The sequence below is a fragment of the Hymenobacter piscis genome (assembly GCF_018760735.1).
GTDB classification, from domain to species: domain Bacteria; phylum Bacteroidota; class Bacteroidia; order Cytophagales; family Hymenobacteraceae; genus Hymenobacter; species Hymenobacter piscis.
Genome location: NZ_JAHHZN010000009.1, coordinates 1 through 19,093 on the forward strand (window position 1 = coordinate 1; position 19,093 = coordinate 19,093).

Genomic DNA, 19,093 nt, shown 5'->3' on the forward strand with positions numbered 1-19,093 from the left:
GCGTCTGCGCCCACACCTGCGCCTCGCCAAAACCGGTAGAAATGCTCATGCCCGCAAGCTACCCACCGGCCACAAAAAAAGCGCTGACCCACTGGTCAGCGCTTTCTGAGTTTTGGGTAAGGACAAGCTCAACTAAGTTGAGCGGGGCTTCTGCTTGTAGTGCAGGTAGTAAGCGAGGCAGCTTACTTCTGGTTCTGGTCGTCTTGGGCGGATTTGCGGACGGCTGACTCGTCTACCTGCTCGCTGATGGGGGCGCTGGCGTCGGTTTCGCCGTCGGCGGCGGTAGTCGTGACCTTGGTGGCCCCGGTGAGGTCAGTGGCCGTGCTGCCGGTTTTATCGGAGTATACCTGGTTGTCGTTCTGAGCGGAGGTTTTTTGCGAATCGGACATGGAGAGCGGGATTTAGAGGTTAAAAACAGGCAGCTACCGGCCCGAAGTAAAAACCGGGCCGGCAGCCGTTACCAGTTAATACGGCTGGTAGAGGCCGGGAGGTTTATACTTTGCGCATAATGCCCCTATTTTGCTATTCTTCCGGGTTCTATTTTTGGCGCATCGCGCCTTTGCTCGGAAAGCCTCCGCTGCTGTCCGCCATTACCGTATTCATGCCCCGTTCCCTGCCCGGCACCCGCCCTACTTGCTTCGTTTTGCAGGGTTCCAGCCCTTTTATGGCCGTTCTGTTTAGCGGTCTGGCAGCCTGGGTGGGCTATTACGGGGAGGTCGTGCTATTGATACCCGCCTTGCTGCTGGCCCTGTTTTACGGCACCGGCAAACGCCTCCTGGAAATTGACCCGGTACGCCGCCGCTACCGGGTTGGCATGAGCGTGGGCGGCTTCCTTTCGGGCCGCAGCTACCCCCTGCCCGATGCGCAACGGGTTATCCTGCGCATCCTCTCCGAGTCCGACTGCACCGTTTTGCTGGCCGGCGGGAGTCAGCTCCGGGCCCAGCAGGTACTTAGCAGCACAAGCTACCGGCTGGCCTTTCAGGTCGCCTGCTTCCTGGGCGAGCTGCTCCGGGTGCCCGTGCTGGAGTACGACCGTTTCAAGCGGGAAACCGTGTTGCAGGAACCCGAAAACGAAACGCCCGCCGCTGAATAACCGCGCGGCCGGAGCCGCTAAAACACGAAGCTGAACGAGGCCTGGTAGAGCAGCCCACGCAGGTCGCGGCTGCGCTTATTGAGGGGAATGAAGTAGCTGGCCTTGTTGTCGAGCAGGATGTGGCGGGTTTTGACCAGCTCCAGACCCAGCCCCAGGTTGAGGTTGGGAATGAAGTCGTTCTGCTGGTCGTCGTCGCGGTTGAGGATGAAGCCCCCGATCTGGTAGCTGGTGTAGAGGTTGAGAAACTTCTGGCGGCCCCGCCCAAAGTTGCGCGGGTAGAAATCCTGGCCGAAGTTGATCATGAACAGCTCGTTGACAAAGGCGGAGTCAGTGGCGCTTTTTTCCGTGGGCTTGTACACGCCCAGATTGAAGTAGCTCTTGCCCCGGGTGAAGTGGTACTTAATGGAATAGCCCTGGTAGGACCGGCTGGTGAGGCCCGCTTTGGGGTTATCGAGGCGCAGGTAGCCATATTCCACGCCCGGCATATTCACGAAGGCCACCTTGTGGTTACCCGTCGGGAAGCTGACTTCGTCGTAGAGCCGCAGCACCACGTAGGCCTGGCCCTGGTGAGCCCGCAGGCGCTGCTGCTGCTGCCGGGCCTGGGCCAGCTGACTTTGCAGACTGATGATTTCTGTACCCAGGGTTTCGCGCTCCGGGGCCGGCAGCTGGGGCGCGAGCAGGCGGGTTTGACTGTAGGCCAGCTGGGCGGTGAGCCGCTCCTCCTCGGCGGCCAGCTGCTCCAGACGCGCGGTCAGGTTGTGGGCGTTGAGGTTATTTTCGAGCACGAAGCCCAGCGTCGCCACCAGCGAGTCGAGGGGCGGCAGCGCGGCCGTGGGCAGTACGAACTCGGCGGTCAGCTGCCCGGGGGCTTCTTCCTGCTTCTGCACCCGCACCGCCCGGGCCCGGATGAAGCGGGTAATGCCCAATTGGGCCTCGGCGTACTTCGTGACGCCCACCGTCAGGCGCTTCTGGGTTTCGTAGGTATCCTGCTCCGGGCTGCCCTGGGCCGCCGCACTGGCCAGAACCCCGATATGCAGCAACAGCAGTAGTTTAAGTCGGACCAGAGCACGGCAGGAAAAGCGCATGGTTGAAAAGTCAAAGGTTAGCCCTTCCGGTAGTAGAAGGCCCCGGCAAGTTGGACGGTTGCGCGGGATGAATCAGCGCAAAAACCAAGCTCATCAGACTTTTTCCTGCGGACTAAAAAGACCTGTATGCTGCGTTCATACCGCCTGCAAATGAATTGAGGCCACCACTAACCAGACTTTTCAATTACAGTAAATCCCGTTTCACCTCTGCTCCCAAAGCCGGCGGGAAGCTGGAATCGACCACCTTACGCGGTCAGCACGCAGGCAGCCCTCAATCAGGAAGCTGCAGATCAGTGCTTCACCACCCGGGTGATGAGGGGTAGCCCGTTGGTGACCACGCGCACCAGATAAGAGCCGGCGGGCAGTTCGCTCAGATTAAGCCGTCCGGCCGCGGGCCAGGGCTGGCGCAGTACCACCCGCCCCCGCAGGTCCAGCACCTGCACGCCGGTCGGGGTGGCGCCGCCGGGTTGCAGCAGCAGTTGCCCACTGGTAGGGTTGGGATAGGCCACCAGCCCAGCCACCGCGCCGGCCCGGCGCAGCGTGACAACGGCCGAGAACGTGGCTTTGCCATCCTGGTCCAGCTGGCGCAGGCGGTAGTAGAGCAAGCCGGCGGGCACTTCGCGGTCCAGCCACTGATAATGCCGGGGGCTGGGGCTGCTGCCGGCCGCTTCCCGGTCGCCTACCAGCTCGTAGGTGTGGCCGTTGCGGCTGCGCTGCACCTCAAAGCGGGCACTGTTTGTTTCCGAGGCGGTGGACCAGCGCAGCAGCGCGTGGGGGCCCTGGAGGGTGGCAGTGAAGTCCGTCAGCTCCACGGGCAGGGGGTTCACGCTCAGGTCGGCGGCGGTGGTGGCCAGGGCGAAGTCGCTGAATGCGGTGAACGGGGCCGAGGTAATGGTACCGGCGGGCGCCGCAGTGCCGGTACCGCCGATGGTTTGCCAGTTGCCCCCGCCGCTCGACTTGGCCACCCGCAGCGACGCCGGATCCGTTACCTGGTCGTCGGGGCCGTAGCTCAGCCTGATCGTGCCACTACCAAAGCTACCCGGGCCGCTGGGCGTTACGGTAAAGTAGCGCACGCCCGAAACCCGGGTGAGGGGGGCGTCGAGGGGGCGGCTGGGGGCACTGGCGGGCTGTTGCACGGCCGTATAGGTGAGCGTACCCGTCTGGTTGGTGATGGCCAGCGCGAGCGGGCGGTAAGCGTTGGCGGCTCCAATGGGAAATGTCAGCGTAGTGGGGCCGGTAGCCACGCGGGCCAGCGGCCCCTGCACGTAGCTGGAAGCCGAGCCCCCGCTGACGGTAGCCGAGGCTTCCAGCTGCACCGGGTGGGCGGGGGTTGTCATCAGCAGGCCGTCCAGCAGGTCGAGAGCACCCTCTACCCTCACCTGGGCGGTAGTACCGGTGGATAAGCCGGTAGTCAGAGCCGTACCCCCAGCCAGGGCCAGGCGGTAATAGGAGCCGGGCGTCACGTAACTGGCCGACGTTACGGCGACCTGGCCCACAACGGCACCCCAGCCGGTAGCCACGCGCAGGTTGTCGAGGCGCAACACGGGCGCACTGCTCGCACTGCCCTGCCGCAGGGCCACGGCGGCCAGCGCAATATCAGTAGTGGCCGGGGTCGCCACGTCGGTAATCAAAGCCGCCACCGGTTCCGCAGCCAGACTGACTGCCGCATCGAGCACGTACAGGCGGGCGGCATCGTCGCCGGCATTGCTCGTGGCATTGGTTGCATACCGGACAACCACGGTGTAGGTCACGCCCAGGCTGAACTGGCCGGCCGCGTAGGTGGGCGTGTTGTTGGCGATGCCCAATCCGAAGTTGATCTTCGTGTTGTCACTGGCATCCTGCCGCACGTACACCCGGCCGCGGAAGCTGTTAGTGGTGGCATCAATGAAGTGCAGAAAATAGTCACCGGCCGTGGTGGCTGACGCTACCTGCACCAATGCCGCAGCGTACACGGCTTGCGGCGGGGCGCTGGTGGCAGCAAACGTCTTGTTCACATCCTGACCAGCCAGCAGCTCCACCGCCGCCGAGGCAGTGGAGCTACTGGCCGCTATTCCCTGCGGGTAGCCACTCCGGCTCAGGTTACCCGCTACCGTCCTGATGAGGTTGGTGTTGCTGGCGCTGGTGCCGCCCTGTACAGCCCAGCCCGTGGCAGGGTCCGGCGTAGCGGTGCTGGAGTTGGCATTGTTGAGCACCGTACCCGCCGCATAGTCGAAATTTTCCTCCAGCAGCAGCACGTTCTCCTCCGAAGGCCGGTCGTCGCCTACGATGGTGACGGTGGCCGTGGTATTGACGAGCGTAACCGGGCCGCCGCTGACCAGGGCCAGCTCCAGCACAATGGTTTCATCGCCTTCCATGTCGGCATCTCCGTTCACGGTCAGCGTCAGCGTTTGAGTGCCCGCCGCCGCAAACGTGAGAGGCTGGGGAGCGAAAGGCAGGTAGTCAAGGCCGGCCGTGGCCGAGCCGGTACCCGCGTCGCTTACCAGTACGGCCAGGGGGCTGGCGGGGGTGCCGGTCAGGGTCACGTTCAGTGCCACGGCGCGGGTGCCGGTGTTGCCTTCCGGCACGAGAGCGGTAATCGGGGCAAATCCTACGAACGCGGCGCAGGTCAGCGGGGCATCGAGGCCGGTAAATGCCAGCGGGGTGGGCCCGCCCGCGGGTGAGGCCGTTACTACGCCGCTGGGCCAGGTGCCGTCGGCGGCGGTGGCGGCGCAGCCGGTCAGGGCCCCGGTGATCAGGTCGTACTGGGCCAAGCGCCGGATGCCGCGGGGGTTGTCGTTGGGCGTGAGCGTGCCCCAGGCGCCGGCCACGCCTTCCACCCGAGCGGCGTAAAATTGAGCGTAGCTGGTACCGGTTGCACCGTCACTTTCCACAAAAGTGCCCGCCAGTGGGCGGCCGGTGCCGGCCACGTTATCGTAAGCAAACACAAAATTGGACGCCGGAGCGTACGATTGCCCGGTTACGCCGGTAGCCTGCCCACCCGCGCCGCCCAGCTCACGCACCTGCACGGTGCTGGTGGTAGTTGGGTACGAAATGGCGCTGCTGCCGCCGGCCCCGTCGTTGAGCACGATGCGCATACGGACTTCCTTACCACCATCAAACCGGCTGTTGGAAGTGGGCTCGAGCACAAACCAGCCGGTGTAGCGGCCGCTGCCGTCGGCTACAAAGCTGCCGTAACTGCCGGCGCTGCTCAGATTAGGGGCGGCCACGCGCACGAAGCCACCTGCAGTCAGCGGAAGGATGGTCGCACCCCCGCCGACGGCAGTGGGTCCGTCGGTAGCTTCCACGGCCGTATTGTAATAGCGGTAGGTGGCGTTGGGCGTCAGGTTGGTAAGCGTGGCACGGTAGGCGTAAGGCAGACGGTCGGGGTGGCTGCTGCTGCCCGCGGCGTGGCCCACCAGGTACTGGGGCAGCAGCACTTCGGTCAGGGTTACCACGGGGGCGGGCGTAGCCGAACGCTCCAGCCCATCGCTGTAGCCGTTGTTGTTGGTTACAAAGGCCTTGAAGTAGTACGTGGTGCCGTTGGCGAGGCCCGTGATGGCGGCGCTGGTGCCGGGCCCATCGTACACCACAAACTGGCCGGTGTTGGCCCCGGCCCCCAGGTCAGTGCCGCTGCCGAACTGCGCGTTGGCCGTGAAGGCGGTGCCGGCCGGGGGCTTGACGGTGACCGGGCTGCCGGCCCGGGCCACCACCACCACCCGCGCAAAGCAGCTTGCAGGATTCAGCCAGTTCAGTTGAGCCTGCTGGTCGGTGGCCAGCGCCGTATAACTGCTCACGTTGCTGGTCAGGTAGTTGATGAGCGTGAGGTCAGCCGTGTTGGGAGTGCCGTTGCTGGCGGGGCTGCTGGCTTCTACCCGGATGCGGTAGTTGGAACCCGAGGCCACGCTCACCGGAATAGTGCCGCTAATGGTGCCGTCCGTCGTGCCGCTGAGCGTGCCCAGCGCCGTTTTGGTGGCGAAGCCGTCGTTGCTGATATAGGCCGTGAACACGTTACCCGCCGCAAAGGGGCCGTTGCTGACGGCGAAGGGCACCGCCAGGGCCTGTCCGCCCTGCCCCACGCAGAACGGCGCGCCATCGATGGTTCCCGTAACGGTGCCGGGATTGGCCGGGCTGCAGCTGACGGCCAGATCATCGAAGGCCAGGTTGCCGTTGCTTTTCGCGTACGTGAACCGGAAGCGCGTGTACGTGCCACCCGCCAAGGAGGGGACAGAGCTGGCATCGTACGTCAGGGTCGTGGCAGAAGTCGGCAGCGGCTGAATGGTGGCAATGGGCACGTAGGCCGACCCGGTGTAGCCTTCCACCAGCAGGCTCGACGCGGCATCCGTACCGTTGCCTCTGATAAAGAACGATAAGCGCGTGGCCGTGCCCGAAAGCGCGGGCGTCTCCAGCTGGTCATCGGTGGTGTTGAACTGAGCCGAATTAGGAGCCGCGCCCGCGTTGTTGCTGGTTGAGTAGATGCCCAGGCCCGTGGCTACCACCCCCGACGCCAGCGTGACACTCGCGCCCCCCGCGAAGGAGTCAAAGGATTCACTCAGGCAGGCCGCCCCTGGTCTGAGCATCCCGGCCGGCGCCACGGGGGCTGCAACCCCGCCCCACCCCGGCAGGTGGCCCGGTATAACAGCTGGTGCAGCGGGGAAGTGATAACCGGCAGCCGGCCGGGCAACGGGTGCCGGGCGCTGGCTGCTTAACGGGCCGCCCCCGTTGCCGCTGCTGCCGGGTTGCGCCCACCCCGGCAGCAGCGGCAAAAGCAGTAAACCAATAAGTAAAACGGGGCCGGACGGGCGCGCGCGAAACGACCGGCTGACGGTAACGGTAGAGGCCATGGGCAGCAAGAGTCAAGGAGTTGAATCAGGGCGGGGCCGGCCAGAACTGGGTGCGTCAGTTAAGGCCAATAGCGAAAACGGTCAGACTAAATTTACTGACCAGCAGGCATATATCCCATAATTACTGTCACTTTTCCCAGGCAGCCCGTCGTAGGCCTCTCCCTGGCCTCTGGCGGCCTTACCCTCCCCCGGGCTTTGGTGGCCCCGTTGCTCTCCCGGCCGCTCCGGACAGCTTTTCAGATCCGCGGTTCTCACCATGCCCGCGGCCGGCGCAGGTTGCGGCTCATCCACTAACCCATGCCCACCAAACCTGCCCGCCCCTTACGTACCCGCCCCTTACGTACCCGCTGCCGCAAGGGCGCCGCGTTGCCGCCACCCGGCATCTGGCGGATTGTCCGTGATGGGCCGCGCCCCCTAGTCGCGGGGAGGGCGGCGGGGTTGGCGGGTGCCCAGAATCAGCAGAATCAACAGTAGCAGCGCCGCCACGGCCAGGCTATACCAGGTAATAACCGGCAGGCCCCGATAGTAGGGCATGGCCGGCGAATAGCGGCCCAGCAAACTCAGCCCCGCAAACAGAATGGTAGCCACCGTCACGGCGGCCAGAATGCTGCGGCTCACCAGTTCGTCGGCCTTGCGTAGCAGCAGCTGGTAGCCGCTCAGCTCCACGCGCACCCGCAGGTCGCCGCGCGAGATTTTGCGCACAATCTGCCGGATGTCGGTGGGCAGGGTCTGGAGCAGGGCCAGCAGCTGGGTGCCGGTGTAGAGGGCTTCGTTCTGGATGTTTTCGCGCGAGTACTGCTCGGCCATGATGCGCGCCCCGTAGGGCCGCACGAACTCGAAGGTGTTGAAGCGCGGGTGCAGCACCTTGCCGATGCCTTCCAGAATCACTAAGGCCCGCAGAATCAGGAACACGGCCCCCGGCACCTGCAACTTGTAACGGTAGATGACGCCCTGCAGGGAGTCGGCCAGGTCCGACATGCTCATCTCCTTCACGTCGAGGGTGGCAAAATCCTCAATCAACTGCGCCAGATCGGCCTCGAAGGCCCGCATATCCGTGATTTCGGAGGTCAGGGCCAGGCGGCGGAAGTTGAGGGCCATGCTGCGCGGATCCTGCCGGGCCATGCCGATGAACACGCCCGCGAAGGCGTACTTCTGCTGCCTGGTCAGCCGGCCCACCATCCCGAAGTCAATCAGCACCACCGTGCCATCGGGGCGCACCAGCACGTTACCCGGGTGGGGGTCGGCGTGAAAGGCCCCGAACTCGAAAATCTGGGTCAGGTAGATGTCCATGCCGGTTTCGGCCACCTGCTCCGGGCGCAGGCCCCACTCCAGCAGCTGGGCCCTGTCGGTAATCTTGCAGCCGCTCACGAACTCAATGACCAGGATGCGGCTGGTGCTCAGCTCCCGGTAGGGCCGCGGAATGTAGAACGTGTCGTAGTCTTCGTAGAGCTTGCGGAACTGCTCCATGCTGCGGGCCTCGGAGGTGTAGTCCAGCTCCTTGGTCATGCTGCGCTCGAAAGCGTCCACAATGTCCTGGGGATTGCTCAGGCCCTGTTTGCGCAGGAAGCCGGCCGTCAGGCGCACCAACTCGTGGAGCAGACTCAGGTCGGTGCGCACCTTTTCCTGCACGTTGGGGCGCTGCACCTTCACCACCACTTTCTCGCCCGTGCGCAGCCGCGCCCCGTGCACCTGCCCGATGCTGGCCGAGCCCAGCGGCACCTCGTCGAATTCCTCAAACACGTCTTCCAAAGCGCAGCCCAACTCCTGCTCGATAATCTGGCGGGCCTGGGCCACGGGGAAGGGCGGCACGTTGCTCTGGAGCTTCTCAAACTCGTCGATCAGGGCCTGGGGCAGCAGGTCGGCGCGGTTGCTCAGGGCCTGGGCCAGCTTGATGAAGGTGGGCCCCAGCTCCTCGATAATCATGCGGATCCGCTCCCAGCGGGTGGTTTCAAACACCGGCTGCTCCCCTTCCCGCCAGGAGCGCCGCCGACTCTGGGGCACCAGCCGCCGCAGGGCCGTGCTGGTTACCACATCCTCAAAGCCGTAGCGGATCAGCACTTCGGCCACCTGCCGGATGCGGGAAAGGTTGGATATCGTGTTCTTGAACATGCGGGCAGGATGGGCAGAAGTGTCCGGGCAAATTACAGCTTATCGGGCAGTAGCGACGGGAAAATTCCCGGCCGGCCCACACGCACAAAACCCCATTCGTGCGGCACGAATGGGGTTTCGGCAGGTAAGGCAGGCGCCGCGGCTTACGACTTGGCTTCGCTGGCGGCGTCGGCCTTGTTTTCGGCCTGCTTGGCGGCTCCGACCTTGCCGGCGGCCGATTTCTGGGTTTTGCTGGCGGCGGTGCTGGTTTTGTCAGCGGCTTTTTTCACGGTGCCGGCGGCCTTGCTGGTGGCGCTGGCCACGGCTCCCTTGGCGGCGCTGGCCGTTTTGGAAGGTGCGCTCTTCTTGGTCGAGGAGTCGGCAGATTTCGAGCCCTTCACGCTGCGCTTGAGCTCCTCCACTTCGGAGTTGGGCGCCACGCCCACGGTCTTCATCAGGCGGTCGGCCAACCCTTTGGCCTGCTTTTCCAGCTCCTTGCGCTTGGAATCAGTGTTTTTCTTCAGGTCGTCCATGATTTTGGCGCCTTCCTTTTCCGAGAGCTTGCTTTCCTTCACCAGCGCGTCGATGCTTTTCTGCACCCGGTCGTTGGTCAGCGAAACAAAGCCCACACCGGCATTCACAAACTTCTTAAACAGATCTTCCATAGGATTGAGAGGGTTGAGGTAGAAGGGTTGAAGGAAAGAAAAAGGAGGTTTCAGGATGAAAACAGCCTAAAATAGTATGCAAGCCTACTATTTTTCACAAACCTACGAAAACACCACTATATAGTTGAAGATGAGTACGTTTTTTCTTTCATCAACTGCTATAATTTCACGACAAATCCACTCTGCAGCGGTAGTTTTCGGGTTTTCAGGCAGCTTTGCGAGTCGCCGGCTCGTCGGCCGCCGTGGCCCAGACCTGGCGGGTAAAGGCCGCTACCTGGTCGAGGGCGGTGCGGGCTTCGGGCAGGAAGCGCCAGAACAGGTGCCACCAATGCACCAGCCCCTCAAACACCTGGAGCGTGACGGGCGTGCCGGCGGCGCGGGCCTTGGCGGCAAAGCGCTGCACGTCGTCGCCCAGCACCTCGGCGTTGGAAATCTGGATGAGCAGGGGCGGCAAATCGTGGAGGGCGGCCTGCACGGGCGACAAAAGCGGGTGCGTAAGGGGCGTATCGGCGGCGTAGAGCGGGCCCCAGCCCCGGATTTCCAGCGCCTCCAGCACTTGGCTTTCCTCCTGACACACCCGGCGCAACGTGCCCACGGGCAGCACCAAATCGGTCCAGGGTGAGAGGCCGATGGCGGCGGCGGGGCGGGGCTGGCCGGCCTCGCGCAGGGCCAGCAGCAGGGCCAGGGCCAGCCCGCCCCCGGCCGAGTCACCGGCCACGATGATATCGGCGGGCGCGTAGTCCTGGCGGAGCAGCCACTGGTAGGCCAGCTGGGCGTCATCGAGGGCGGCGGGGAAGGGATATTCGGGGGCTTTGCGGTAGTTGATGGTCAGGGCCGTGACGCCGCAGCGCTGGGCCAGCCGGCCCACCAGACTGCGGTGGGTGTTAAGCGAGCCCAGCACGTAGCCGCCCCCGTGCAGGTAGAGCAGCACCCGGCCCGGCGCGGCCCCGGCCGGCCGGATCCACTCGCCGGGCATACCGGCCACGTCGGCGTCTTCCAGCAGCACGTTCCAGGGCATGAGCTGGCCGAACGATAACAGCTCGGCGGCCAGGCGCATGGCCGGCAGCCGGGGCCGGCGGCGCGCCAGCGGCCCGGTAGCCGCCGTCAGGAATTGCTTGAGAATATGATGCTGAACGGAGGGCATTCTTTGGGGGAATTATGAATGATGAGTTATGCTTATGAATTGGCAGTGCCGGTTGTACGCCGCTATTCATAGTCAAAACGCATAATTCGGGGTGGGATTTGGGGGCGGCAAGCAGAGCAGAACGAATTCTTAATTCTTAATTCTATTTACCGATTCGGTGGCCTTTGTAGCCGCGGATGGCGATGGGAATCCAGCCTAGTACGGGAATGAAGAACGTGAGGGTGAAAGGGTTGCGCCAGAGCATGCGCCAGTAGGTGCCGGGGCTGCGCAGGTCGAGGTCGAAGTGACGGCGGCCGGCGCGGATGTACTGGCGCTCGAACTCCTGGAACAGCGCCGGCCAGGCCCAGGGCAGGAAAAACGGGAAGTAGCGCCAGTTGGCCCTGATGCGCTGCCACAGCTCCCGCCACCGGTAAGGCTGCCGGCCGTACTGGGCCACGGCCGCGTCCAGCTCCCGCTGCATGCGGGCCCGCAACTCATTGGAAAGGGCCTGGTAATCCTCGCGGGTGAGGTCTTCGGAGGCCTTGTCGGTCATCTCGTAGGGCTTGATGCGCTGGCCGAGCACGAAGGTGAGCTTGGCCGGGAAGGCCATGTAGAAAAACCAGGGCTGCAGCAGCACCAGCAGCAGCACGGGCCCCATCGGGATAAAGGGAATCCCGATTTTCTTGCTCAGGCGGTTCACCCAGCCCCAACTGTAGGTGTAAGGGTTCAGGTACTCGCCATTGACGGTGTAGAACGGGATGATATCGGTGCGGTGCTCGATGCCCAGGCGCACGATGCTGGTGGCTAGGCGCTGAAGCTGGTACTTGTTGTTGAACCCCTTCCCGATGCCCGGCACCCCCTCGGGGTAGAGCATCAGGTTGTGGTCGTTGTAGTACATCATCGTCTCGAAGTTGAGCGTGGTGGCGTCTACGCTGCCGGCCCGCTTCCAAAAGTCGCGCACCAGAAACGGGTTCATCAGCACCGACTGCGACAACATGGGCGCGGCCAGGGGCCGGGGCAGGTCGCGCTGGTCGGGCAGGCGGCGCCACAGGTGCGAGAGGGCCACGATGGCGTCCCAGGGGAAGGCCATGCCCGAGTGGTTGGAGGCGAAGATGAGGGGCCGGTCGGGGTTGTTGCGCTGGGGATAGTCCTCGAACCCGATCAGCTCCGAGCGGAACCACACCCGGTCGAGCATTTGCAGCACGTTCTGGTCGAGCGTTTCCACGAACTGCTCATCGAAATAATCGGAATAAATGTGCTGATTGGCCCGGATAGCGGGCGGCGGCTGAGGTAAGGCAGCGGGAGTATGGGCCATGGAGTGGCAAGTGGGAGTATGGGCGGGCTTCTAATGTACTGATTTTGCTTACTTCTGCCTACGGCAGATGGCCCGGTTCAGATCTGGCGCCTGAGCCGGACGCTAGCCGTGAACAGCTCCCCGTCGGGCCGGCGCACCACAAACAGCAGCTGGCGGCCATCCTGGGAATGCAGCATGCGGCTAAGCTGGTTGAGGTTGAAGAACTCGGCCGGCAACAGGTTAATCGACATGATTTCGTCGCCGGATTGCAGGCCCGCCTGGTCGGCCGGACTGCCCGCTTCCACCCGCAGCAAACGATACTGCCGGTACTGGGGCCCGAAGGCCAGCACATCGAAGCCGCACATATCATGCTCAAACGGGTCGCGGAACGTGCTGTTGGGTTCGAGCAGCAGCTGGTTGTGGCGGTAATCGATAACGATGCGGAAGCGTTTGAGCAGCTCGAAGCCCAGATTGCCGTTGCGGGGCGCATCGGCCCGCAGGGCTACGTCGGTTGAATCGGGGAAGGACGTGAGCAGGGACGGAATCCGGTAGCGGCCCAGCTGCAGGGCGGGCACCCGGCCCAGGTAGCCGTTGATGTTGCCGCTCAGGCCCCGGCCCAGCTGGGTGCGCAAACGGGCCGCGGGCAGGCGCAGGCGGGGGTCGGAAGTGGTTTCCAGCGACAGAGCGTGGCCGGCCCCGGTATCGAGCACCAGCTTTGCGGGCATGGTCAGGGCCGCACTCAGCTGCAACGGAACCGTCAGGTAAGCCTTGCGGCCTTCCATATCGAGGGGGAGGCGGGCCCAGCGGCGGCTACGCGGGGCGCGGTAGTGGTCCGGGGCGTGGAAGGTAAGCTGCTGCTGCTCCGGGTCGACTTCCACCACGAAGCTGCGGAACACGTCGGAGCCCAGCAGGCCGTGAATGGGCATGCCCACGTAGCCCGAAAGGTTGAGCACGTCGTCGGAGAGCAGCAGAAACGAGGCGCCGGCCGCCTGCACGCCATCGGCCAGCGTCACGGCCACGTCGTTGGCCTGATAGGCTTCCAGGGGGCTTTCCTCGCCGGCTCCGGCCACCAGAAACCGGCCCTGGAGGCGCAGGTTCAGGTCCTGGCCCAGCCTCGGATCGGTAATCAGGGAGCTGCTGATGCCGGTATCGAGCAGAAAGTTGAAGGGCCCGCGGCCGTTGAGCAGCACTTCCACCACGATGAGGTTGCGCTGGAGCAGAAACGGCAGGCGGGCCCGTCGGATCTGGGGCCGCCGGAACTGGTACACGGCCGGTTGCGCCGCCACCTCCCCGATGCCAAGCAGCAGCAAGGCCCACAACCCAGCCCAATGGGCACGCCGGCACTGCTGCAGTAAACTTCGGATTCGTAACCACATAACCTGAGCAAAGCAACTCAGGGAAGATACTGAAAAATCCTATTTCCGACGCATTCCCGGCCCGGCCATTCAGCCGGGTTCCTCCCAGTGCCCGGCCGGCGCGTAGTGCAGGTGGCCGGCCCGGATGCTGAGCGGGGCCTCCAGGTTGTTGTGGTAAAGCTGGCCCGTGCCTAACCCCTGCGGAAACCCGGGCCGGCCGTAGGAGCCGGCCAGCTGGCTGATGGCGTTGAGCCCCACGTTGGATTCCAGGGCCGATGTCAGCCACCAGCCTATACGGTGGGTTTCGGCCAGTTCCATCCAGGCGCGGCTGGCGCCCAGGCCGCCCAGCAGCGTGGGCTTGAGGATGAGGTAGGCAGGTTGAGTGAGCTCGAGCAGCTCCCGCTGCCGGGCGGGCTCGGTCAGGCCGATGAGCTCCTCGTCGAGGGCTACGGGCACGGGCGAGTGCCGGCACACCCGGGCCAGCGCCGGCCACTGCCCGGCGGCAATCGGCTGCTCGATGGAGTGCAACTCGTAGCGGGCCAGCTGCTCCAGCTTGCCCAGGGCCTCGGCCGCCCCGAAGGCCCCGTTGGCATCCACGCGCAGCGTGAGCCGCTCCGGACCCGCCACCGCCCGGATATCGGCCAGAATGCGCAGCTCGGTGGCAAAATCGAGCCCCCCGATTTTCAGCTTCAGGCAGTCGTAGCCGGCGGCCAGCTTTTTTTCAATCTGGTCCCGCATAAAATCGACCTCGCCCATCCACACCAGGCCGTTGATGGGCAGGCCCGCTTCGCCCCGGCTGAAGGCGTTATCGTAGAGCTGATGCCGGCCGCCGCGCTGCCAGTCGAGGGCGGCCGTTTCGAGGGCGAAGCGCAGGGCGGGCCACTCGGGACCCACTAGGGCGGCAGCTTCTTCGGGCAGCAGCTCGCGCAGCTGGCGGCGGTTGAAATCGCGCACGAAACCTTCCAGCGTAGCGGCGAAATCGGGCCGGTGGTCGGGACTGAGGCCGGCCAGCGGGGCGGCTTCGCCCCAGCCTACCCGCCCGGGCGCGGCTTCGTCGTGGAGGTGCAGGTAGTGGGCCGTGTGCTCGGTGAGGGCGCCGCGGGAAGTGCGGGCGGGAAAGTTGAAACGTAGCGTGCGGCGGCTGTGGCGCAGTTGGAGCATGGGCAGAGCAGGAACGGAAAGCGGCAATATACGCGGGCCGCCCGGAACCGGAACGCCGCCCGCAGGCCGGAAATCCGGCCCCGGGCGGCGTGTCATGTGGGAAGAAGCGGGACGAACCGGCCCGCGCCCCCTGCCTGGCGGCAACCGTTACGCCGTGGCGCTGTTCTGCGGGCCAGTGCTGCGGCTGGCCTGACCGCCCTTGCGGCCGGCTTCGCGCGCTTCCTCCGAAGTGAAGCGGTGGCCCCGGCCGCTCAGGTGCGAGGCCCGGCCGCCTTCGCTGGCAATACGGCGCTGGGTGGCGGGGTCCATGGCGGCAAAACCGCGCGGGCGTTTGGTGACCGGCGTTTCGGAAGCTGGGGTGCGGCGGGCGGAGGTGGCTGCTTTCGTATTCATAGCGTCTGCGTGAGGTAAGTGAACGAACAGGTTGAAAAGAACAGGTTGGGAAGGAAAGGAGGAAGAAAGTAGGCGGATGGATGCTCGTCTTACGCCAACAAGAGGCCTGACAGAGGGGATTTACGGTCTGATTCAGGGTTTATTCCGGAAAATACCGCTTTCTACTGAGGAGCTGTTCGGTATAAATACGGAGGGGCTGCGCGCGCGCCAAAACCAGCCGGACGGGCAGCCGGTCAGCCAACAACCGGGGCGGTTTGCCGTTACAGCTATACATTCGGTTTCTTATCCTGCTGCTTTATGTCTGCTCCTTCCGCCCCCGGCCTGGCCCCGGCGCCCACCATCGTTTCCGCTCCCCAGGCCCGTTACCAGGCCGTCCGCCGGCAGTCGGTGGCCTTGTGCGAGCCCCTGCTGCCCGAAGACACGGTAGTGCAGCCCATGCTGGATGTGAGTCCGCCCAAGTGGCACCTGGCCCACACCACCTGGTTCTGGGAAACGTTTCTGCTGCGCGACTACCTGCCCGGCTACGTCGTGTTCCACGCCGATTACGCCTTTCTGTTCAACTCTTACTACAACTCCCTGGGCTCCCGCGTAAACCGCGCCGACCGGGGCACCCTCTCCCGCCCGCCCCTGCCCGACGTGTACGCCTACCGCACCGCCGTCGATGCCCGCATGCAGGAGCTATTGGAACAGGCCGATACCCTGCCGCCGGCCTTCTGGGAGGTGTTTGAGCTGGGCCTGCAGCACGAGCAGCAGCACCAGGAGCTGCTGGCCACCGACATCAAATACATCCTCAGCACCAGTCCCTTGGCCCCGGCTTACCTGAGCGAAAAATCAGAGGAGGGAAAGGATGAACTGCCGCCGCAGGCTTCCTGGCTGCCGATTCCGGGCGGGGTGTACCGGATCGGGTTCGAGGGCGAGGGGTTCTGCTTCGATAACGAGCAGGCCCCGCACGATACCTACGTGGCCGATTTTGAGCTGCAAAACCGCCTCGTGACCAATGCCGAATACCTCGAGTTCATGGAAGCCGGCGGCTACCGCGACTTCCGGTTCTGGCTCGGGGAAGGCTGGGACCTGGTGCAGCAGCAGGGCTGGGAAGCGCCCCTGTACTGGGTGCTGCGCGACGGAAGCTGGCACCGGTTCACCCACCACGGCCTGCAATCCGTGAACCCGGCTGCGCCGGTTACGCACGTGAGCTTCTACGAGGCCGATGCCTACGCCCAGTGGCGGGGCTGCCGCCTGCCCACCGAGCAGGAATGGGAAATTGCCGCCCGCCGCTTCCGGCCCGAAAAAGCCGGGGGCACCTTCTTGGAAAGCAGCCTCCTCGACCCCCAGCCCCTCCCCGCCCATGCGGCACCCGACCAGTGCCATCAGCTCCTCGGCGACGCCTGGGAATGGACCTACTCGGCCTACCACCCCTACCCCGGCTACGAGCGCGCGGCCGGAGCCCTGGGCGAGTACAACGGCAAATTCATGCTCAACCAATTGGTGCTGCGCGGGGGATCCTGCGCTACGCCCGAAAGCCACATCCGCCTCACTTACCGCAACTTCTTCCACGCCGACAAGCGCTGGCAGTTCACCGGCATCCGCCTGGCCCGGTAATTTTTGTTCTTTGGCTGTTAGCTGTTAGCTGTTAGCTGTTAGCTGAAAGAACGAAAGCCAACAGCTAACAGCCAGAGGCCAACAGCCAACAGCTAGTCGTAGTCCTTTCCTCTCTCCTTCCGCTCATGCCTGCACCGTCTACCCCGTCCGTTTCTGAATTACCCGTTCCCGATCATGCGGCCCTGCCCGATCCGAATACGTTTCTGCGCCAACACGTGCGCGAGGGGCTGAGCCGGCCGTTTAAAACCTTGTCGTCGATGTATTTCTACGATGACGAGGGCAGCCGGCTGTTTCAGCAGATTATGGCCCTGCCGGAGTACTACCCCACCCGGACCGAGTTCGGCCTGCTGACCCACCACCGGGCGGCCATCAGCCAGGCCTTGCGGCCCCAGGACCCGGCCGAGTCGTTTTTTCTGCTCGAACTCGGAGCCGGCGACGGGCTTAAAACCAAAATTCTGCTGCGTGAGCTCCTCGAAACCGGGGCCAGCTTCACCTACGTGCCCGTCGATATTTCGGCGGCGGCCCTGGAGGGGCTGGCGGCCAGCCTCCGGGCCGAGCTGCCCGACCTGCGCGTGGAGCCCGTAGTAGCCGATTACGCCGACGCGTTGCGCCTGATGGCGGGCCGGCCGGGCCGTAAGGCGGTCCTGTTCCTGGGCTCCAACATCGGCAACTTCCTGCCCGCCGACCGCCACCAGTTCCTGCTCGACCTGGCTCAGCCCCTCACGCCCGATGACCGCCTGCTCATCGGCTTCGATCTGCAGAAAGACCCGCGCCGGATCCGCGCCGCCTACGACGACACCCAGGGCGTGACGGCGGCCTTCAACTTCAACCTGCTCCACCGCCTCAACCGCGAGCTGGGCGCCGACTTCGACCTCGACCACTGGCAGCACTACACCGATTATGACCCGCTGGACGGAGCCGTGCGCTCCTTCCTGGTCAGTGCCCGCGCCCAAACCGTGCAGTTCAAGGCCCTGAACTGGACCGTCGATTTTCGGGCCTGGGAGATGATTCACACCGAAAACTCCTACAAATTCACCCAAAGCAGCATCAACCAACTGGCCGAGGAAGCCGGCTTGCAGGTCGCCAATTTCTTCACCGACGAGCAGGACTTCTTCGCCGACGTAGTTTTAAGAATTAAGAATTAAGAATTAAGAATTAAGAATTAAGGTGTATTGACAGCACCCAGGCAGGGTTGCGCGAAAGTGAAACTCCTTTTGACTTTCGCGCAACACAAGCTTCCAGAAAAGTGCATCCATAATCCATAATCCATAATCCATAATCCATAATCCATAATCCACATGCCGATTTCCCTGGCTTCCGGGTACGGAAACTTTGCCGTTCCGGCCGCAGCTAGCGCGGCCGCGGCCCGCCTGTTGGGTAGTGGTCCGCTGGAGGTGCTGCCTGCGGCCGGTTCGGAAGCCTTGCGCACGGCTCTGGTGGCTGCCGGCCGGCCGGCTGGCGCGGTGCCGCTGAGTGCCGAAAACGTGGTCGTGACGCCCGGGGCGAAAGCGGCTTTGTTTGCCTTGCTCAAAACCGTGCTGCGGCCCGGCGACGAAGTGCTGCTGCCCACCCCCAACTGGTTCGGGTTTGCGGCCCTGGTGGAGCAGGCCGGCGGCAGGCTGCGCACCCTGCCCCTGAACCCGGCCGACGACTACGCCCTGCGGGCCGACCAGCTGCGGGCGGCCCTTTCGGAGCGGACGCGGGTGCTGCTGCTTTCCAACCCTAATAACCCCAGCGGCCGCCTCTACCGCCGCGCCGAGCTGACCGAGTGGCTCACCGTGACCCGGGACTTCCCGGACCTGTTCGTGCTCAGCGACGAAATCTACAACCTCATTCACTTCGTGGCGGAGCCCGCGCCTTCCCTGCTTGATTTCCCGGACCCGCGGGGCCGTCACCTGGTGGTGAATGGGTTCAGCAAGTCTCTGGCCCTCATTGGCTGGGGCGTGGGCTACCTGGTGGCCCCGGCAGCCGTGGCCCGGGCCTGCGCCGACTGGCAGCACGCCACGGGCTGCGCCGTGCCGGCCCCCACCCAGGCGGCGGCGCTGGCCGTTACGGAGCAGGCCGCCGTTATCGGCGCGAAATTGGTGGCGCAGTTGCGGCCCAACCGCGCCCGCCTCCTCGATTTTCTGGCGGCCCGCCCCGCCATTCCGCCTGCCCGCCCCACGGCCACTTACTACGCCTACCCCGACCTGCGCGCCTACCTCCGCCCCGGCCTGCCCCCCGCCGAAGCCTCAGCCGAGCTAATCACGCGCCTCCACCAAGCCGGCGTGGACGTGGTGGACGGCACCAGTTGCGGCACCCCCGGTTTCGCGCGCATCTCCTACGCCATCCCTGAAACCGACCTCACGGAGGCGCTACGGCGGATGAGTGAGGTGTTAGGCAATTGAATGGGTAAATGATTGAACTGTCATCCTGAG

The 19,093-nt window shown here is 64.6% G+C and carries 14 protein-coding genes; 4 read left to right on the forward strand and 10 right to left on the reverse strand.

From position 1 onward, the window contains the following. Positions 1–182: 182 nt before the first annotated feature. Positions 183–389, reverse strand: coding sequence for a hypothetical protein (locus tag KLP40_RS11200; protein ID WP_215593872.1), 207 nt, complete (start codon positions 387–389; stop codon positions 183–185). A gap of 275 nt (positions 390–664) precedes the next feature. Here KLP40_RS11200 and KLP40_RS11205 point away from each other — a divergent pair, with 275 nt between their 5' ends. Continuing rightward, positions 665–1,093 carry a hypothetical protein gene (locus tag KLP40_RS11205; protein ID WP_215593873.1) on the forward strand — a complete coding sequence of 143 codons (429 nt, stop codon included), beginning with the start codon at positions 665–667 and terminating at the stop codon, positions 1,091–1,093. Positions 1,094–1,110: 17 nt separating this feature from the next. On the opposite strand, the gene KLP40_RS11210 is transcribed toward KLP40_RS11205, so the two are convergent. From KLP40_RS11210 to KLP40_RS11250, 9 genes are all read right to left on the reverse strand, one after another. After that, on the reverse strand, positions 1,111–2,178 hold the full coding sequence (locus KLP40_RS11210; RefSeq protein WP_215593874.1) for a hypothetical protein: 1,068 nt from the start codon (positions 2,176–2,178) through the stop codon (positions 1,111–1,113). 290 nt (positions 2,179–2,468) lie between these two features. After that, positions 2,469–6,734, reverse strand: a complete 4,266-nt coding sequence (locus KLP40_RS11215; protein ID WP_215593875.1) for a T9SS type A sorting domain-containing protein — start codon at positions 6,732–6,734, stop codon at positions 2,469–2,471. Between the two features lie 678 nt (positions 6,735–7,412). Beyond that, the gene (locus KLP40_RS11220; protein WP_215593876.1) at positions 7,413–9,107 is read right to left on the reverse strand and encodes an ABC1 kinase family protein; all 1,695 of its coding nucleotides are present in this window, start codon (positions 9,105–9,107) and stop codon (positions 7,413–7,415) included. Between the two features lie 143 nt (positions 9,108–9,250). Continuing rightward, on the reverse strand, positions 9,251–9,751 hold the full coding sequence (locus tag KLP40_RS11225) for a phasin family protein (protein ID WP_215593877.1): 501 nt from the start codon (positions 9,749–9,751) through the stop codon (positions 9,251–9,253). Between the two features lie 205 nt (positions 9,752–9,956). Continuing rightward, positions 9,957–10,895, reverse strand: coding sequence for an alpha/beta hydrolase (locus KLP40_RS11230; protein ID WP_215593878.1), 939 nt, complete (start codon positions 10,893–10,895; stop codon positions 9,957–9,959). 142 nt (positions 10,896–11,037) lie between these two features. Continuing rightward, entirely contained in the window at positions 11,038–12,189 is a 1,152-nt protein-coding gene (locus KLP40_RS11235) for a lysophospholipid acyltransferase family protein (protein ID WP_215593879.1), read from the reverse strand. 77 nt (positions 12,190–12,266) lie between these two features. Continuing rightward, entirely contained in the window at positions 12,267–13,487 is a 1,221-nt protein-coding gene (locus tag KLP40_RS11240) for an aspartyl protease family protein (RefSeq protein WP_215593880.1), read from the reverse strand. 126 nt (positions 13,488–13,613) lie between these two features. Continuing rightward, positions 13,614–14,684: an o-succinylbenzoate synthase gene (locus tag KLP40_RS11245; protein WP_215593881.1), complete on the reverse strand. Its 1,071-nt coding sequence runs from the start codon at positions 14,682–14,684 to the stop codon at positions 13,614–13,616. A gap of 147 nt (positions 14,685–14,831) precedes the next feature. Continuing rightward, positions 14,832–15,077, reverse strand: a complete 246-nt coding sequence (locus KLP40_RS11250) for a KGG domain-containing protein (protein ID WP_215593882.1) — start codon at positions 15,075–15,077, stop codon at positions 14,832–14,834. Between the two features lie 297 nt (positions 15,078–15,374). Between KLP40_RS11250 and egtB the strand changes: the two genes are divergently transcribed. From egtB to KLP40_RS11265, 3 genes are all read left to right on the forward strand, one after another. Continuing rightward, complete coding sequence (gene egtB / locus KLP40_RS11255; RefSeq protein WP_215593883.1) at positions 15,375–16,676, forward strand: ergothioneine biosynthesis protein EgtB; 1,302 nt, start codon at positions 15,375–15,377, stop codon at positions 16,674–16,676. Between the two features lie 125 nt (positions 16,677–16,801). After that, positions 16,802–17,821, forward strand: coding sequence for an L-histidine N(alpha)-methyltransferase (egtD, locus tag KLP40_RS11260; protein ID WP_215593884.1), 1,020 nt, complete (start codon positions 16,802–16,804; stop codon positions 17,819–17,821). Between the two features lie 153 nt (positions 17,822–17,974). Next, on the forward strand, positions 17,975–19,063 hold the full coding sequence (locus KLP40_RS11265) for a pyridoxal phosphate-dependent aminotransferase (RefSeq protein ID WP_215593885.1): 1,089 nt from the start codon (positions 17,975–17,977) through the stop codon (positions 19,061–19,063). The last annotated feature ends 30 nt before the right edge of the window (positions 19,064–19,093 follow it).

Excerpts from the sequence above, each read along its gene's own strand:
- KLP40_RS11200 (WP_215593872.1), bottom strand. The coding sequence starts at position 389 with ATGTCCGATTCGCAAAAAACCTCCGCTCAGAACGACAACCAGGTATAC.
- KLP40_RS11205 (WP_215593873.1), top strand. The coding sequence starts at position 665 with ATGGCCGTTCTGTTTAGCGGTCTGGCAGCCTGGGTGGGCTATTACGGG.
- KLP40_RS11210 (WP_215593874.1), bottom strand. The coding sequence starts at position 2,178 with ATGCGCTTTTCCTGCCGTGCTCTGGTCCGACTTAAACTACTGCTGTTG.
- KLP40_RS11215 (WP_215593875.1), bottom strand. The coding sequence starts at position 6,734 with ATGCTCAGACCAGGGGCGGCCTGCCTGAGTGAATCCTTTGACTCCTTC.
- KLP40_RS11220 (WP_215593876.1), bottom strand. The coding sequence starts at position 9,107 with ATGTTCAAGAACACGATATCCAACCTTTCCCGCATCCGGCAGGTGGCC.
- KLP40_RS11225 (WP_215593877.1), bottom strand. The coding sequence starts at position 9,751 with ATGGAAGATCTGTTTAAGAAGTTTGTGAATGCCGGTGTGGGCTTTGTT.
- KLP40_RS11230 (WP_215593878.1), bottom strand. The coding sequence starts at position 10,895 with ATGCCCTCCGTTCAGCATCATATTCTCAAGCAATTCCTGACGGCGGCT.
- KLP40_RS11235 (WP_215593879.1), bottom strand. The coding sequence starts at position 12,189 with ATGGCCCATACTCCCGCTGCCTTACCTCAGCCGCCGCCCGCTATCCGG.
- KLP40_RS11245 (WP_215593881.1), bottom strand. The coding sequence starts at position 14,684 with ATGCTCCAACTGCGCCACAGCCGCCGCACGCTACGTTTCAACTTTCCC.
- KLP40_RS11250 (WP_215593882.1), bottom strand. The coding sequence starts at position 15,077 with ATGAATACGAAAGCAGCCACCTCCGCCCGCCGCACCCCAGCTTCCGAA.
- egtB (WP_215593883.1), top strand. The coding sequence starts at position 15,375 with ATGTCTGCTCCTTCCGCCCCCGGCCTGGCCCCGGCGCCCACCATCGTT.
- egtD (WP_215593884.1), top strand. The coding sequence starts at position 16,802 with ATGCCTGCACCGTCTACCCCGTCCGTTTCTGAATTACCCGTTCCCGAT.
- KLP40_RS11265 (WP_215593885.1), top strand. The coding sequence starts at position 17,975 with ATGCCGATTTCCCTGGCTTCCGGGTACGGAAACTTTGCCGTTCCGGCC.